The 17070-nt window shown below is 60.9% G+C and carries 13 protein-coding genes, 1 tRNA gene and 1 pseudogene; 7 read left to right on the forward strand and 8 right to left on the reverse strand.

The annotated features are described in order from the left end of the window. Position 1: 1 nt before the first annotated feature. The 6 genes from Q1A75_RS13150 to Q1A75_RS13175 form a co-directional block, all read right to left on the reverse strand. Positions 2-1246 carry an efflux RND transporter periplasmic adaptor subunit gene (locus Q1A75_RS13150; RefSeq protein ID WP_299550291.1) on the reverse strand — a complete coding sequence of 415 codons (1245 nt, stop codon included), beginning with the start codon at positions 1244-1246 and terminating at the stop codon, positions 2-4. Positions 1247-1345: 99 nt separating this feature from the next. Then, a complete protein-coding gene (locus tag Q1A75_RS13155) occupies positions 1346-3847 on the reverse strand; it encodes an FAD-dependent oxidoreductase (RefSeq protein WP_299550289.1) in 2502 nt (833 codons plus the stop codon). Positions 3848-4037: 190 nt separating this feature from the next. Continuing rightward, a complete protein-coding gene (locus Q1A75_RS13160) occupies positions 4038-4673 on the reverse strand; it encodes a spondin domain-containing protein (RefSeq protein ID WP_299550287.1) in 636 nt (211 codons plus the stop codon). After that, positions 4657-6066, reverse strand: coding sequence for an FAD-linked oxidase C-terminal domain-containing protein (locus Q1A75_RS13165; RefSeq protein ID WP_299550285.1), 1410 nt, complete (start codon positions 6064-6066; stop codon positions 4657-4659). The genes Q1A75_RS13160 and Q1A75_RS13165 overlap by 17 nt, the downstream gene beginning before the upstream one ends. A 26-nt stretch (positions 6067-6092) precedes the next feature. Beyond that, positions 6093-7871 carry a gamma-glutamyltransferase gene (gene ggt / locus Q1A75_RS13170; RefSeq protein WP_299550283.1) on the reverse strand — a complete coding sequence of 593 codons (1779 nt, stop codon included), beginning with the start codon at positions 7869-7871 and terminating at the stop codon, positions 6093-6095. 74 nt (positions 7872-7945) lie between these two features. Continuing rightward, positions 7946-8932, reverse strand: a complete 987-nt coding sequence (locus Q1A75_RS13175) for a D-glycerate dehydrogenase (RefSeq protein WP_299550281.1) — start codon at positions 8930-8932, stop codon at positions 7946-7948. Positions 8933-9078: 146 nt separating this feature from the next. Between Q1A75_RS13175 and Q1A75_RS13180 the strand changes: the two genes are divergently transcribed. Continuing rightward, positions 9079-9549, forward strand: coding sequence for an SH3 domain-containing protein (locus tag Q1A75_RS13180; RefSeq protein ID WP_299550358.1), 471 nt, complete (start codon positions 9079-9081; stop codon positions 9547-9549). On the opposite strand, the gene Q1A75_RS13185 is transcribed toward Q1A75_RS13180, so the two are convergent. After that, complete coding sequence (locus tag Q1A75_RS13185; protein WP_299550279.1) at positions 9546-9935, reverse strand: Rid family hydrolase; 390 nt, start codon at positions 9933-9935, stop codon at positions 9546-9548. The genes Q1A75_RS13180 and Q1A75_RS13185 overlap by 4 nt on opposite strands. Before the next feature lie 80 nt (positions 9936-10015). On the opposite strand from Q1A75_RS13185, the pseudogene Q1A75_RS13190 reads away from it, so the two are divergent. The 6 genes and pseudogenes from Q1A75_RS13190 (at position 10016) to Q1A75_RS13215 (ending at position 15529) form a co-directional block, all read left to right on the forward strand. Then, positions 10016-11008, forward strand: a pseudogene (locus Q1A75_RS13190) (NADPH:quinone reductase). Beyond that, positions 11005-12336 (forward strand): mechanosensitive ion channel family protein, encoded by a 1332-nt coding sequence (locus Q1A75_RS13195; RefSeq protein WP_366142203.1) that lies wholly within the window; start codon positions 11005-11007, stop codon positions 12334-12336. Before Q1A75_RS13190 ends, Q1A75_RS13195 begins: the two are co-directional and overlap by 4 nt. Before the next feature lie 63 nt (positions 12337-12399). Then, positions 12400-12475, forward strand: a tRNA-Gln gene (locus tag Q1A75_RS13200). 92 nt (positions 12476-12567) lie between these two features. Then, entirely contained in the window at positions 12568-13611 is a 1044-nt protein-coding gene (locus Q1A75_RS13205; RefSeq protein ID WP_299550277.1) for a pyridoxal-phosphate dependent enzyme, read from the forward strand. Beyond that, positions 13608-14771, forward strand: coding sequence for a Xaa-Pro peptidase family protein (locus Q1A75_RS13210; protein ID WP_299550275.1), 1164 nt, complete (start codon positions 13608-13610; stop codon positions 14769-14771). Before Q1A75_RS13205 ends, Q1A75_RS13210 begins: the two co-directional genes overlap by 4 nt. Continuing rightward, positions 14768-15529, forward strand: a complete 762-nt coding sequence (locus tag Q1A75_RS13215) for an Asp/Glu racemase (protein ID WP_299550273.1) — start codon at positions 14768-14770, stop codon at positions 15527-15529. Before Q1A75_RS13210 ends, Q1A75_RS13215 begins: the two co-directional genes overlap by 4 nt. On the opposite strand, the gene Q1A75_RS13220 is transcribed toward Q1A75_RS13215, so the two are convergent. Continuing rightward, the gene (locus Q1A75_RS13220; protein ID WP_299550271.1) at positions 15492-17054 is read right to left on the reverse strand and encodes a peroxidase family protein; all 1563 of its coding nucleotides are present in this window, start codon (positions 17052-17054) and stop codon (positions 15492-15494) included. The genes Q1A75_RS13215 and Q1A75_RS13220 overlap by 38 nt on opposite strands. Positions 17055-17070: the final 16 nt, after the last annotated feature.

A 17070-nucleotide genomic window follows, 5' to 3' on the forward strand; every position in this document is an offset into this window, starting at 1 on the left:
CTTAATCTCCAACCCGAGTGATCGGACGTATGGTCATCCCGTCAAGGATTTGACTGACGCCTGCGGCGACGACACGGTCGCCCGCATTCACCCCATCCGTCACGGCGACATCAGCGCCGCTCGCTTCTCCCAACGTGACAGGTTGCTTGGACACTGCATTCTTGTCGTCCAGCAGCCATACAAACGGCGCCCCGCTTGGATCTGCACCCACGGCAGTTAGCGGAATACGTAGTTCTGGCGCCGACCCTGGTGCCGTTGCCAAAGCACGCCCGACCATCCCTGGAAGTATGACTGAACCATTTGGTTGCACGACGCTGACCCGTCCGCGATAGGTCTGGGTGGCGGCGTCGGCCTGTACAGAGAATTCCACAAGTTCAGCGTCAAAGACCTGGCCCGGTAACGCATCAAATTCAACCTGCGACGTAATCTGATCCTGACCATTTGCGGAAAGTGCGACCACGTCCGGGCCCGGAACATCAAAGGCCAGATGCACCGTATCAATGTTCTGCAACAGCGCAATGCTTTGTCCGGCCTGCACATTCGTGAAGTTATCGATGTCACGACGTGCGATGATACCGGCAAACGGGGCCGTCAGCGTTGCATCATCGAGGTTGTCGCGGGCCACTTGCAATTGGGCCTCGAGCCCGCGCAATGCGGCTTCTGAGGCTTCGATATCCTCGGCGCGCCCACCGGACTGGCCGATCACCAGTTGTTCGCGCTGCGCGCGCAGATCTGCTTCGGCAACGCGCAGGGCGGCCTCGTCCTGTTCAAGCCGAGCGGCAGCAACGACGCCGCGTTCTGCCAACTCTCGGGTACGTACTGCCTGATCAAGAGCCTGGTCGACTTGCGCCTGCGCTGCTTCAACTGCCGCTTCAAGGGCCACGATCTCTTCCGCCCGCGCGCCGGATCGCAAGGCGCTCAGCTGGGCGACCGACTGGTCACGCGTGCTTTCCAACTGCTCAATCTGGCGTTCGAAGTCGCGCGGGTCGATCTGGGCAATCAGGTCACCCAGCGCCACGTCCTGCGCGCCGCGAATGGGAAGCCCAATAACCCTGCCACTCACACGAAAGGACAGTTCCACCTCTTCGGAAGGCAAAACGATCGCCGGGTATCTACGCTGGATCGTGGCTTCCGTTTCCTGAACAGTGGCAACCTTGGCCGGCCGCAGAACGTCCTTTGCACTTAACGAGAAAGCCGATGCAAGTGCGGCACCGATGCCAAACACAAAAACTCTAAGCAGATTCATCGCCGTGCTACGCCTTTTTCCAATACTAAAATCGGACCATTATGCGGCGCAGCAGCCAAGTCAACGAGTCGGCGAGTGAACCTCCTTCAATCGGCGGGTTCACCCATCTTTGCGGATCACCTCGTTCTTGGGATCATAGGGGCTGTCACCGACAATTTCCGCCGACCACAGCGTGTCGAACATCTTAACTTGCAGCTTTGTCCCCGGCACGGCCAGATCCGGCCGGACATACCCCATGCCGATGGACTGGCCGAAGGCGACCGAATACCCGCCCGACGTCAGACGCCCGACACGTGTATCACCATCATAGAGCACCTCGCGCCCCCATGGGTCAGCGTCTTTCGGCCCGTCGATCAGAAGCGTCACGCATGTCGAACGGACACCGATCTTTTCCATCGCAGTCTTGCCGTGGAAATCCTTGGACAGGTCAACGAAGCGGGGCAAATCAGCCTCTATCGGGGTCGCATCGCGGCCCAGTTCGGTCCCGAACGCGCGATAGGATTTTTCCTGTCGCAACCAGTTCTGCGCGCGTGCGCCCACCAGTTTCATCCCGTGCTTCTCGCCCGCCTGGACAAGCTGATCCCACAGGTAGTTCTGCATCTCGATCGGGTGATGCAGTTCCCAGCCCAATTCACCGGTGTACGCCACGCGGATGGCCCGCACCGGACACATACCCAGTTCGATGTCGCGGTAGGACAGCCATGGGAAGCGTTTGTTCGACAGGACCGTCGATGGGTCCGCATCCTTGACCAGTTCGTTCAGCACATCACGCGATTTCGGCCCGGCAATGGCGAATACACCCCATTTCGTGGTCACATCCTCTTCGTTGATGCGTCCGAACTCGGCCTCTTTCTCCATGATCGCCTTGTAGAGGTAATCCTGATCATAGGCGTGCCATGCGCCTGCCGACACGAGGTAATAGTCATCCTCGGCCAGCCGCACGATGGTATATTCCGTGCGTGTCGTGCCCGCAGCGGTCAGGGCATAGGTCAGGTTGATGCGCCCGACCTTGGGCAGCTTGTTGGTGGTGAACCAATCCAGGAACGCGGTTGCGCCCGGCCCGCTGATCCGGTGCTTGGTAAAGGCCGTCGCGTCGACCAGACCAACGCCCTCACGGATCGCCTTGGCCTCGTCATGGGCGTATTGCCACCAACCGCCCCGGCGGAAGGACCGGGCATCGTGGTCAAAACTGTCCGGCGCATCCAGAGGGCCGTAATAGTTGGGCCGCTCGAACCCGTTCACGCAGCCGAACTGTGCCCCTGCCGCCTTTTGCCGGTCATAGGCCGGACCTGTCCGCAACGGGCGGCACGCTTCACGCTCTTCGTCCGGGTGGTGCAGGATATAGACGTGCTCGTAGCATTCCTCGTTCTTGCGGGCCGCATATTCGGTTGTCATCCAGTCGCCGTAGCGCTTGGGATCAAGCGAGGCCATGTCGATCTCGGCCTCACCCTCGACCATCATCTGGGCAAGGTAATACCCGGTGCCGCCAGCGGCGGTGATGCCAAAGGAGAACCCTTCGGCAAGCCACATGTTGTGCAGCCCGGGCGCGGGGCCGACCAGCGGGTTGCCATCCGGCGTGTAGCAAATGGGGCCATTGAAATCGTCCTTGAGGCCGCTTTCTTCGCAAGATGGTACGCGGTGGATCATCGCCATGTACTGGTCTTCGATCCGCTCAAGATCCAGCTGGAACAGGTCCGCCCGGAAACTGTCAGGGACGCCGTGTTCGAACCGCGCAGGCGCATTCTTTTCATACACCCCAAGGATCCAGCCGCCGCGTTCCTCGCGGACATAGGACTGCGCATCGGCATCGCGAATGACCGGGTGCTCTGGATTGCCCTCGGCCCGGTATTTCACCAGCTCGGGATCCTGCTCCATTACGATGAACTGGTGTTCAACAGGGATGGCGGGCATCTTGATGCCCAGCATTTGGGCGGTGCGCTGCGCGTGGTTGCCGCTGGCTGTCACCACATGTTCGGCAGTGATCACGACCTGCTCGTCAGAGGGGACAAGGTTGCCACCCTTCTCCACCATCTTGGTGGCGGTGACCTCCCACGCCTCACCATTCCAGTGAAAGACATCGGCCTGCCATTTGCGTTCGATCATCACGCCGCGCTGACGCGCGCCCTTGGCCATCGCCATGGTGACATCGGCGGGGTTAATGTAGCCGTCCGTCTGGTGATACAGGGCACCTTTCAAATCCTCGGTCCGGATCAGGGGCCACTTCGCCTTGATCTCATCGGGCGTCATGAACTGGTATGGCACCCCGCAGGTCTCGGCCGTTGAGGCATAGAGCATGTATTCATCCATGCGCTCTTGGGTCTGCGCCATACGCAGGTTGCCCACAACGGCGAAGCCCGCGTTCAGCCCCGTCTCTTCTTCAAGCGTCTTGTAGAACTTGATCGAGTAGTCGTGGATGTGGGTCGTGGCATAGGACATGTTGAAATAGGGCAGCAAGCCAGCGGCATGCCAGGTGGAGCCAGAGGTCAACTCGTCCCGCTCAAGCAGCATCACATCGTCCCAGCCCGCGCGCGCCAGATGGTAGGCAATCGAGGTTCCGACAGCGCCGCCGCCGACAACCAATGCTTTGACCTGCGTTTTCATGTCCCGATTCCTTCGCAATCCGTCCCCGTTGTTCTAGGAAAACAACACGCGCCCCGCGCCAACAAGCCGACCGAACGCTGCAGAAAAACGACGCCCACGACACGTCCCTTCTTCCCTGTTTCAAAAAATCCCGGGGGTTTGGGGGCTGGCCCCCAATAAATAGACAGCGTCGCCACAGGCGTCCGCAGGATCAAGGCAAACGGGTAAAGGAGGCCTGCCCGATGGGGGCAAGGCCATCTGCGGTCAGAAAATCGGGATGGGTCAGCAGGCGGACAGACTGGCGCGGCTGCGTTTCGACATTTGGGCCGGTGTAATCCGGTCCACTGTCTGCCCCCGCGTCCCACGGCCACAGCACAACGGTCACCTGATCCCGCCATCTGTCTTCGGCGCGCAACGGCACGCCACTGGCGCCGGAAAACCAATCCGGACTGGGCGCAAGCATCGTCGCAAAGGACACACCGCTCAACGTCTCATCCACCATCAACTCAAAGGAAAACGCCCCCGGGCTGGCGACCCCCGGCAACACCACATGCTCGCCGACGCGGCCACGCCTGCGCCCCTCGGCCAGTTCCGCTTCAAGCACGCTGACGCGCCCGTTTGTGGCGAGAAGGGCCAAACCGCTCGAGGCTGTTTCTCCGTCCCGGAAAAGGCTGTACCGCGATGAATGCGCAAAGGCGATCAACCTGCTCCAATGCGCGTCCAGGTCATCCGCTGCCGTCCAATTGAACGTCACATCGACACGGTAGCGTACCGTGTCTTGCGCCAGCGCGACACCTGCCATCACCACGCACAGAAACGTCGCGATTGCCTTAGCGACGCGGGCCAAAGATCTTACCCGGGTTCATGATGTTTTGTGGATCCAGCGCCGTCTTGATCGCGGCCATATATTCGACCGTGGGCCCCAGTTCCTTGACCAGATAGGGCATCTTGCCCTGACCGATGCCATGCTCACCGGTGCAGGTGCCGTCCATCCGGATTGCCTCGTCCGCGAGGAAGGCCGTGAACTCCTCGGCGCGACGCACCTCCTCGGCGTTTTCCATATCGATCAGCACCAGGCTATGAAAATTGCCATCACCCACATGCCCGACGATTGGGGCCAGAAGTCCAAGCTCCTCCGCCTTGGCCTGCGCGCCGGTCACGGCCTCGGCCAGCCGCGAGATGGGCACGCAAACATCGGTCGAGATCCCTTGTGCGCCGGGGCGCAATTGCAAGGTTGCCCAATACAGGTCGTGCCGCGCTTTCCACAGCTTGTTGCGTTCTTCTGCCGTGGCAGTCGTTGCAAAGTCCGTGCCTCCCGCATCCTCGGCGATGGAACCAAACATCTCTGCCTGCTCAACCACGCTGCTGTCCGAGCCGTGGAATTCCAGCAGAAGCAATGGTGTTTCTGGCAGGGTCAAACCTGCATAATCATTCGCCGCTTTCACGTTCAACGCGTCCATCAGCTCGATCCGCGCAACGGGAATGCCATACTGGATCGTCGTCATCACGGCCTGGCAGGCCGCATCGATGGAGGGAAAGGACATGCGCGCCGCAGAGATAGCCTCCGGGATACCCTGAAGTTTCAGCGTGATCTCGGTGATCAAACCCAGCGTGCCCTCGGACCCGATCAGCAAGCGTGTCATGTCATAGCCTGCTGATGTTTTCTTGGCCCGCTGCGCCGTGCGGATGACCCGCCCATCGGCCATCACAGCCTCAAGCGCCAGCACATTGTCCTTCATCGTGCCATAGCGCACCGCGTTGGTGCCCGACGCGCGGGTGGATGCCATCCCGCCAAGCGAGGCGTTGGCCCCGGGATCGATGGGAAAGAACAGACCCCTGTCCCGCAGATAGGTGTTCAGCTGCTCGCGCGTCACACCTGGCTGGACGACACAATCGAGGTCTTCGGCATTGACCGAAAGGATCTGATCCATCTGGGTCAGATCCACAGAGACGCCACCCGCCGGCGCATTCACGTGCCCTTCGAGCGACGTACCAGTGCCAAAGGGGATCACCGGCACCTGATGCGTCGCGCACACCTTTATGATGTCCGACACGTCCTTGGTCGAGGTGGGGAACACAACCGCATCCGGCGCCTGCGCCCGGATCCACGTCGTGGTGTGGGCGTGCTGGTCACGCATGGCCTGACCGGTATGGAAGCGGTCACCAAACTTCTGCTTGAGGATGCCAAGTGCCGTGGCAATCCCCTCTTCGTTGCGTGGCAGATCAATAGCCTGCGGCATGTGTATTCTCCCCTTGTCGCCGGGCGTCAGTCGCCCAGCGCAATCCCTTCACGGCGCGGGTCAGCCCCGCCCTGCAGCGTTTCCCCGATCTCAATGGCGTGCAGACCCGAGTTCAAGTCACGTACATTCACCTCAAAGCCAAGCGCCTCCATCGTCGGGGCAAGATCGGCCGCCGATGTGCCCTCTTCGAAATCATAGGTGCCGAAGCGGTTCACGGCATGCGGAAGGCTTACGGCTTGCTGCACATCCATGCCCCAATCCAGCCACGCGATGATGGATTTGGCTGTATATCCGATGATCCGGCTGCCGCCGGGTGAGCCGATGGCCAGCACCGGCGCGTCATCCTTCATCACGATAGTGGGCGACATGGACGACCGGGGGCGTTTGCCAGGTGCAAGCGCATTTGCGATTGGCACGCCGTTTGCATGGGTGCTGAAGCTGAAGTCGGTCAATTCATTGTTCAGCAGGAACCCGTTGGTCATCAGGCGCGAGCCAAAAGCATTTTCGATGGTCGTCGTCATCGACGCCATGTTACCAAAGCTGTCCACGATCGAGATGTGGGAGGTCGAGGGCAGTTCTAGGCTTTGATCGTCCGCCCAGTTGAGACTGTGATCAAAGGCCGGGGCGCCGGGAGCGACCTCTTCCAGCGCCACATCGCCGCCCAGCAGCGCACCGCGGTCAGCAAGATAGGCGGGGTCAACCAGACCGGCGGTGGGCATCGGGACAAAGTCGCTGTCCGCCATGTACCGCCCGCGATCTGCAAAGGCGAGGCGAGAGGCATCACCGATGAGCCGCCAGCTTTCCGGGTTGTTTGCCCCAAGGGCCGAAAGGTCATATCCATCCAGCATCCCAAGGATTTGTCCAACCGTCAGCGCGCCCGATGACGGGGGCCCCATCCCGCATACATCATGCGCACGGTATGTCGCACAAACAGGTGCGCGTTCCTTGACCTGGTAGATCGACAGATCCAGCTCGGACAGGACGCCGGGATTCCCCGCCGTTTGCACGGTTTCCACGATGTCGGCGGCAATGGCGCCGGTATAGATTGCGTCGGCACCTTCGGCCGCCATCGCCCGCAGGGTTGCGGCATAGTCCGGGTTCTCCAGAATGGTTCCAACGCTCAACGGTGTACCGCCGGGTAGGAAATAGTCGGCGGTCGCCGGAAATGTGCCGAGCCGGTCCGCATCATTCTCGACCAGTCCGGCAAGGCGCGGGGACACCTCGAACCCATCCTCGGCGAGCCTGATTGCCTCGTCAAAAAGGCGGGGCCAGGCCAAGTTGCCCCAACGCGTGTGGACCTCTTCCAAAAGTGCCGGTGTGCCGGGGGTCCCAACGGACCGCCCCCCCACAACGGCATCGAAAAACCCCATAGGTTCGCCATCATCGGTCTGGAACAGCTGCGGTGTTGCGGCCAACGGTGCTGTCTCGCGCCCATCCAGCGTGGTCAACTCTTTTGCCTTTGCATCATACCACACAAGGAACGCACCGCCCCCGATGCCGGATGACTGCGGCTCGACCAGACCAAGCACAACCTGAACGGCCACCAAGGCATCCGCAGCAGTGCCGCCCGCGGCCAGCACTTCGGTTCCAGCCTGCACGGCCAGCGGGTTGGCAGCGGCAACCATATAGCTTTGCGCCGTGACGGGCTGGCCTGCATCCTTGGATGCCTGTGCCGCGGCAATGGCTTCTGTGGTCGCAACCGCTGCGCCATCCGTCCCGCTTTCGGGCTGGACGGCGTCCGCCGTTTGCTGGGCCAACGCGGCCCCTGCGATCAGGGTAAAGGCAACGGTCAGGGAAAAGCGCATGGGATCCTCCTTTGGCGCGGCAGGCTCGTCAATTCGGCAGTCAAAAAAACCGGGCAACCGTGCCGCCCGGGGCATCACAGCATGGACGGCACGACCTGATCAGGTGGGCGGTGACCATCGTCAAAGGTCTTGATGTTGATGATGACCTTTTCGCCCATTTCGATCCGGCTTTCGCGGGTGGCCGAACCCATATGGGGCAACATTACAACGTTGTTCAGTTCGCGCAGGCGCGGGTTCACCTCGGTCCCGTTTTCATAGACATCAAGGCCCGCCCCCGCGATCTCGCCCGCCCGCAACATGCGTGTCAGGGCGTTTTCATCAATCACCTCGCCACGCGACGTGTTCACGATCACGGCATCCGGCTTCATCAGTTTCAAACGGCGCGCATTCATCAGGTGAAAGGTAGAGGGCGTGTGCGGGCAGTTAACGCTGATCACGTCCATCCGGGCCACCATCTGGTCGAGGCTTTCCCACCACGTCGCCTGCAGTTCCTCTTCGATCTCGACGCGCAAGCGACGGCGGTTGTGATAATGCACCTGCATGCCAAAAGCCGCCGCTCGGCGGGCAACCGCCTGTCCGATGCGGCCCATGCCAAGGATACCAAGCCTGCGCCCGGCCACCCGACCGCCAAGGAATGCGGTGGGCGCCCATCCGTCCCATGTGCCCGATTGCATCGCAGCCAGCCCTTCGGGCAGGCGGCGGGTCACGGCAAGGATCAGACCCATGGTCATGTCGGCCGTGTCATCGGTCAGCACACCGGGCGTGTTTGACACCAGGATGCCACGCTGCCGCGCCGTCGAGACATCAATATTATCAACACCTGCGCCATAGTTCGCGATCAGCTTCAAACGTTCGCCAGCCTGCCCGATCATGGCCCCATCCACGGTGTCGGTGATCGTGGGAACCAGAACGTCAGCCGCCTTCATCGCCTCGACCAACTCGGTGCGGGTCATGGGCGCATCGCTGTCGCGCAAGGTGACGTCGAACAGTTCGCTCAACCGGGTTTCCACCTCGGCGGGCAACCGTCGCGTAACGACAACACTCAGACGTTCCTTTGGCATTGCGCCCTCCCCGGTGCTTGGCCTTGCGTCCTATCTTTGGCATGGTGGCGGATGTGAGCACGAGGCACAAGAACCTCGGCCACATCAAAAGGCGAGTGACGAGCGGAAAGTTCCCGATGATTGCGGTTTGGCGGTTTGTGCTATCGATGCTTTTGGTGCTGGGCCTGACCCTGCCCGCTGTTGCACGAGACACCGGTCCCGTGACCAACCTGCCCTTGCCGCGCTTTGTGTCGATGAAAGCGGCAGAGGGTAACGTGCGCCGCGGCCCATCCCTGACCCACAGAATCGATTGGGTGTTCAAGCGGCGCGACATGCCGCTGCGCATCACGGCAGAGCATGGCCACTGGCGCCGGGTCGAAGACCGGGACGGACTGGGCGGCTGGGTGCACTATTCGCTGCTTTCGGGCACACGCACCGTCATTGTCGAACAGGACATGCTGACCCTGCGCACCAAACCTGACGCCAATGCGCCCGTCACCGCCGCATTGGAAGCGGGCGTTGTCGCCCGATTGGGCAAATGCGGACCCGAGTGGTGCCGCCTGAATTCCGGCGGCTATCGCGGTTGGGCACCCAAAGCGCGGCTTTGGGGCGTTGCGATAGACGAACTGCGCGACTAACCCAGTTCCGCCACGATACGGATTTCCACGACCGCCCCTTCGCGGCGCAACCCTGCCACTTCAACCGCTGCCCACGCCGGGTAAGGTTGTGACAGATGTGCGCGGCGCACGGCATCAAACGCATCGAAATGGGCGCGGAGCCCCACGTGGTAACTGGTCATTTCCACAACGGCGTTCAGGGTAAGATCGGCTTGGGCCAGCACCTCGCCAATCTTGGTAAAACAGGCGTTGAATTGCGCCTCCTCCGACACTGGCATCGTTCCGTCCGCCGCTGCTCCGGTGACGCCTGTCATGAACACATGATTGTGCGATATCACCCCCGGCGACATACCCGCCGCGTCACAGGCGGCCTCGAGCCCCGGTGGTATCAATACCCGTCGCGTCATCAGCAACTCTCCTTGCTCTTGCCCTTATCCTGTTTAGCATTCAAAGCATTGCATAACGCGTATCCAAGAAGAACATTCCAATGAAAGCCATTCACTACACCCGTTTCGGCCCGGCCGCAGATGTTCTGACCTTGGCAGAGATGCCAACGCCGGACCCCGCACCGGGCGAGGTGCTGGTCGAGTTGACCTTTTCCGGCGTGAACCCGTCAGATGTCAAAGCACGCTCTGGCACGCGGCCTGGTGTGACAAAGCCTCCGTTTGACCAGATCATCCCGCACAGCGATGGCGCGGGGCGGATCGTGGCCGTTGGCGATGATGTGCCAGAGACACGGATCGGGCAACGTGTCTGGATCTGGAACGGCCAGTGGCAGCGCCCCTTCGGCACGGCGGCGACACATATCTGTCTGCCCGCGGACCAAGCGGTACAACTGCCGGACCCGATCACCATGGACACAGGGGCCGTGTTGGGCATTCCCGGCCTGACCGCAGCACATGCTGTTTTCGGGGGAGGCGCCGTTGCAGGCCAAACGCTTCTTATCCAGGGCGGTGCAGGCACGGTCGGTCTGCTGGCCGTGCAACTGGCGAAATGGGGTGGTGCCAAGGTGATCGCAACAGCCCGGGGGGACGGATTGACCTCTGCAGAGGATGCGGGTGCAGATGTCGTTCTGAACTACTCCGACCCCGATCTTGCGCAACACATTCTGGCGGCCAACGACGGCGCGCCGATATCTCGCATCATCGAAGTGGAGTTTGGCCGAAATGTGGGGACCGATGCGGAGGTGATTGCCCCCAATGGCACCATCGCCGCCTATGGCTCGGCGCAGGACATGGCACCGACGCTGCCCTTTGGGCCGTTGCTGTTCAAGGCTGCGACAATCGACATCCTGTTAATCTATCTTCTGCCGCCGGATTAACGCGCCGTGGCGATCAAGCATCTGCATGATGCGCTGCTTGCAGGCGCGCTGACCTGCCCGATTGCCCAAACCCTTGCGCTGGCAGACACGGCGGCAGCACATGGCGCGGTCGAAGCAGGCGGGCGGGCCGGAGCCGTTCTGGTCGAGGTGCAGGCGTGATCCGTGCGCTATTGATCATACTGTGCCTGTGCGCGGCACCGCTTTCGGCACAGAACGCGAGCCAACCCCAAGGCACGATTGCCATCACGGACAGCGCCACGCAGGACGTGGCAATTGCGGTGCGTATCCGCGATATTCTGAACGAGCTTGATGGGTTCGACGGGGTGACCGTGTCCGTCACATCAGGCATCGTGACGCTGCGGGGCACGACCGTGGACACTGCAACCGCCGACCGGCTGAATGAGCTTGTTGGTCGTGTCGAAGGCGTCGTTGCCATCGAGAACGAAGTGACCGAAACGACGGATGTGGTCGCCCGGTTGAACCCAGCGGTCGAGCGCTTTCAAGCCCGCATGACACAGGCCGTTGCGATGCTGCCGCTGATTGCGGTTGCCCTTTTGGCCTTTGTTCTGGTTCTGACCCTTGGGATGTTGCTGGCTCGCGCGCGTTATCCTTGGGACCGGATCGCGCCAAATGCCTTTATCGCCAACATCTATCGCCAGGTGGTACGCATCCTGTTCTTTATCGCAGGTGTGGTCATCGCACTGGATATCCTTGGGGCAACGGCGCTGCTGGGCACGATACTGGGCGCGGCGGGGATCGTGGGCCTCGCCATCGGTTTTGCCGTGCGTGACACGGTCGAAAACTTTATCGCATCGATCATGTTGTCGATCCGCCAACCCTTTCGTCCCAATGATGTCGTCGAAATCGAAGGCGACACGGGCAAGGTCATTCGCCTGACCAGTCGGGCGACCATTCTGCTGAGCTTTGACGGCAACCACATTCGCATCCCCAATGCGACCGTCTTCAAAAGTCGCATCGTGAACTTCTCAACCAATCAAGAACGCCGCTTCAGCTTTGAGATTGGCGTGAGTTCCGACGCCGATCTGGCCGAGGTGCGGCGGATGGCAGAAGAAACCGTGGCGGATCTGCCCTTTATCCTTTCCGAACCGGCACCTATGTCGTGGATCGAACGGATCGGGGATGGCGCGATTTTCATGACAGTCACGGGCTGGATCGATCAAGAGGCGACATCGCTGGTCCGAGCCAAGGGCGAGGCCCTGCGACTGGTCAAGGCACGAATCGAAGGGGCCGGAATCGAGGTGCCCGACACCACCTATCGCATTCAGTTGCTGGGCGGTGCGACATTGGACACGGAATTGGACCAGCCCGGACCAAGCGAACAGGCACCCGCTTTGCCGCCAGCCCCAGAGGTCGAAGCCGCCGATGTTACAGACATGTCCGAGCCGGGACTGGACAAGCTGGTGGATGCGGAACGCAATGACCCCGACGCCCCCGATTTGCTGACAGATGCGGCCCCCAAGGAATAGTCGGATTTTTGATGTAAAGGGGCTTGCGCACATCGCTTTGCCGCTCTAATTAGCGCGGCACGTTGGGATGTAGATCAATTGGTAGATCAACTGTTTTTGGTACAGTAGGTTGTAGGTTCGAGTCCTACCATCCCAGCCATCCTCCACAATACCACTGCACTCGCCGCATCAGCACCGCGCGATGTCGCGATTCCATCTAGCGTGGGCTGCAGCACCTGATAGCGTTTGGGCATGAAACATCTTGCCCGTACAGACACCCACGCAGACGCAGCCATTGCCGCGCTGCCTGACGTTCCAAGCCCTAGCCTAAACGCAGATAATCCGGCGCGCCTGCTGCGCCGGTGCCCGGCGGCGGCGCCTACACCATTGGTGTCCTCGCCCGACCTGGCGGACAGTGCGAATGTGACCGAGGTGCAGATCAAGGACGAACGCGGGCGCATGGGATTGGGCAGCTTCAAGGCACTTGGTGCGGCTTATGTCATTGCATGTGACGCCGAGACCGGCGCAGCGTTTGGACGAACTTATGTGACGGCCAGCGCTGGCAATCACGGCTTGTCTGTCGCTGCGGGTGCGCAAGCCTTCGGTGCAAAGGCGGTTATCTATTTGGCAGACACCGTGCCGGAGGCGTTTGCCGACCGGCTGCGTAGCTTTGATGCGGATGTACGGCGTCATGGCTCGGTCTACGAAGATAGTATGGCCGAAGCAGCCCGTGCGGCGGAGGCCAATGGTTGGACGCTTCTCTCTGACAGCTCCTGGCCCGGCTACTTCGACATCCCGCACCGTTTGATGGAAGGGTATACTGTACTGATGCAGGAAACCGTGGCCGCTATGGATGCGCCCACCCACATCTTCCTGCAGGCAGGCGTTGGTGGGCTGGCCGCGGCCTGTGCCGCCTATGCACGCAACACTTGGGGACAGGCGCCCCGGATCATCGTGGTTGAACCCGAGGTTGCCCCCGCCCTTTTCGCGTCGGTTCAGGCGGGCGCCCCGCAAGTGACCGAAGGGCCAAGTTCGGACATGGGGCGGCTTGATTGCAAAGAACCATCGCTGATCGCACTCAAAGGGTTGGCACGAGACGCCAATGACTACATGCTGATTTCCGAGGAGGAAGGGGCGCACGGCAGCGCTGTTTCGACCAAAGTTGGCTTGGCATCCACACCCTCCGGGGCGGCGGGTCTGTCTGCCTTGCTGGCAAGCGCCCCCTATCGTGACGCATTGGGTCTGACGGACGCGTCACGCGTGCTGCTGATCCTGAGCGAAGAGGCGTCGGAATGACACCGCACGCGCGCGGCTTCCCCACGGCTGAATTTGCGGAGCGCACCCGCAAGGCCCAGTCCATGATGGAAGGTGCTGGCATGTCTGCGCTGCTGCTCACAACTGAGCCGGAGATCAGGTACTACACCGGCTTTCTCACCCGTTTTTGGGAAAGCCCGACGCGCCCTTGGTTCGTTGTCGTTCCAGCAAAAGGCACCCCGATTGCCGTTATTCCATCCATCGGCGCACATCTGATGGGCCAGACATGGATCACCGATATTCGGACCTGGCAGGCACCGGACTATGATGATGACGGCATCGCGTTGCTGGTCGACACATTGTCCGAGCACACTCCGCCCGGCGGCTCAATCGGCATTGCCGATGCGATGGAAAGCCACGTGCGCATGCCCTTGGGTGATCTGCGCAGCCTTGAGCAAAAGCTGGGATCGCGCAGGCTGGTGAGCGATATGCAGATCACGCGGCGTTTGCGATTGACCAAATCCGAGGCGGAGATTTCAAAGATACGAACCGCTGCAAACATCGCCAACCGAGCCTTTGATCGCGTGCCCGAGATCGCCCGAACAAGAACACCATTGTCCGAGGTGTTTCGCCGGTTTCAAGCGCTTTGCCTTGAAGAAGGGGCCGATTGGGTGCCCTATCTGGCGGGTGCATCGGATCAGGGCGGATATGGCGATGTGATCTCTCCGGCGACGGATGTGCCTTTGGCACAGGGGGATGTGCTGATGCTCGATACCGGCCTCATGCATGATGGGTACTTCTGCGATTTTGATCGCAACTTCAGCATCGGTGCACCGAGTACCGAGGTGCAGGATGCCCATGCACAATTGATTGATGCCACCCAGGCCGGGTTTGACGCGGCCCGCACCGGCGCGGCGATTTCCGACATTTTCCACGCCATGAGCACCATCGCCAACCCAGGGGGTGAGGCGATGGAGGCAGGACGCCTTGGTCACGGGTTGGGCATGCAGCTGACCGAGTGGCCATCCATTATTGTGGCGGACCACACCCCACTAAATCCAGGCATGGTGCTGACGCTGGAGCCATCAGTATCCTTGGGCGACGGGCGCATCATCGTCCATGAGGAAAACATCGTGGTCCGCGAGACCGGGGCAGAGTGGCTGTCCTCCCCCCAAGACCATACCATTCGGGTGCTGAAATGAGTGTCCCTTATGACATCGACAACGCCCGCCCCACGCAGCTTGGACTGATCGTCCTGCAGGCGGATGAAACGATCGAACAGGACATGCGCGTCCTGATGCACCCGGATGTTGAATACATGATCAGTCGCGTCCCATCCGGCACATCGGTGACCCCGGACACATTGCGCGAGATGGCAGGCAATCTGACCGGTGCGGCGGCCCTGTTGCCACGGGGCGCAGACATGGCCTGTGTGGCCTATGCCTGCACCTCAGGTACCGCCGAGATCGGTGCAAAAAACATCGCAGATCTGGTGCATGCAGGCGTGGATACACGGGCCGTCACGGACCCGGTCACGGCACTGATCGCCGCCTGCCAACATCTTGGCGTCACCCGGCTTGGCCTGCTGAGCCCCTATATCGAGAGCGTGTCGGACCGATTGCGTACCGTTCTGGGGGACGCCGGAATCGACGTCGTGGCCTTTGCCAGCTTCGATGAACCCTTGGAAGAACGTGTGGTCCGCATCAAGGCGCAGTCCGTCATCAACGCGGCCCAAGCCCTTGGCCGGGAAACAGACATGGATGCTCTGTTTCTATCGTGCACCAACTTGCGTACGCTGAACGCCATTCCGGACATCGAAGCCGCGCGCGACATGCCGGTCCTGTCCAGCAACCTTGTTCTGGCTTGGCACATGGCGCAACTGGCACAGACGCCGCTTGCCGCTGATCTACCCTTCCGCCTGACTACTCAGGCGTCCAAGCCGGTCGGGTCATCCCGATAAACGTGTCCCCCGCCCCACCGGTCACATTGCGATCAACCACATCCCGCAGTGTTTCCGTGCGGTTGATCGCACGCCACCCCGGTCCGGAGAAGGTCGAGCGCTTGAACACATGCCGCGACAAAAGCGGGTTAGTCAGGGCCTGACTGAATGCATCAAGCGCCACGAACTTGAGCACAAGGCTGGGCAGCGGGCTGTTGGGCACCCGATCTTCACAGAACAGTCCGACGTGGAAATCCACGTCGCGCGGGCCGTCATAGAATTGGCGGAGCAGGCCTGCGACCTCGGGATCAGACGAGATCGCCTCGAAATTCGCGGGCCTGCGCTGGCTCATGTAGTCGCAATAATCTGAAAAGCTGGCCAATGCACAGTCGCGGTCCTGTTTGATCGAGGCCACCTCGATATGCAGGAGCGGTTCAGCCGTGTTGCACGGTCCCAACTCGGCCGCTTGGGTGTCGCTGATCCCTGAAAATGCAGCAAGCAGGCCGTGATCGATCAGCAGCGCATTATTCATGAATGTGGTGTGTACCGGGCGTTTTTCGCCCCCCCATTTCAGGGCATCTGGAATTAATGCGTGCCAGCGATAGAGCAGGCTGAATTCGGTGGTGATCCAGTTTGGTTTGTTCCATGGCGCGTTCCACGCAACGGACGGATCGGCGCGCAGGCTGAAGGGTAGCGGAGATATGTGGTTGATGTAATCCTCGACCACGATCTTGATGAACATGACGATGACCGCGTTGCGCGCAGTCTCGAACACCCGGTCGTCATCCCAATCCAGGTGGTCGGCCTCAATCTCTGCCGCGAGGCGGTTGTGTTCGCGCAGAAACAGCGTGTTCAGCATGGCGACCTGCGGGACCGAGTTTGCACGGTCACCACCGAAGGCAAAGATCGTGGGGCGCCGCGTATCATCAAGGGTGCTTTGCCCGAGCGGTGGATCAAGGACATCGAACTGCGGATTGACCTTGCCATCTTTGTACAGAAACGGTGCGTATTCCTCTCCGTTGATCATCTGCGAAGCGAGCCGCCCCTTGCGGCCTTTTTCGTCAGACCGGAGACGCAGCGCCAGAGTTTGCGCGCGGGTGCGGCCGTAGAGGGGACAAAGGTCAATCTCGTGGTTCGACGTGTTGCGTTTCAAGCGGTGAGTGGGGTCTTCGCCCGCAGGCACCAAGTCTTCGGATTCCGTGCGGATAAAACCATCGGTCAGATATTGCGCAAAGGCCGGAAACAGACATGTCGACTTGGGGCACATGCGTTGTTTGCCGTCCTTGCGACGAAACAGCGTGGCGAGATCTTCGGGATCGGCGGGATTGGCACGGGGACGCGGTGGCAGATGTCGGCCACTCCAACGGCGGTCGGTCAACCCACCCCACCAGACATAATCGCGCTCCGTGCTCAGCGGATGCGGGCGCGGGCGGGCGCGATTGACAACGCGATTGATTGCCCACCGGTTGACGCGTTTGGCCAAGAACGGAATGGCTTCGACAATCGAAAAGACTGCCTTTTGGACGGAATACGGAAGAAATGACATAGCTGGCTCAATAATT

This window comes from uncultured Tateyamaria sp. (assembly GCF_947504105.1).
Classification (GTDB): Bacteria; Pseudomonadota; Alphaproteobacteria; order Rhodobacterales; family Rhodobacteraceae; genus Tateyamaria.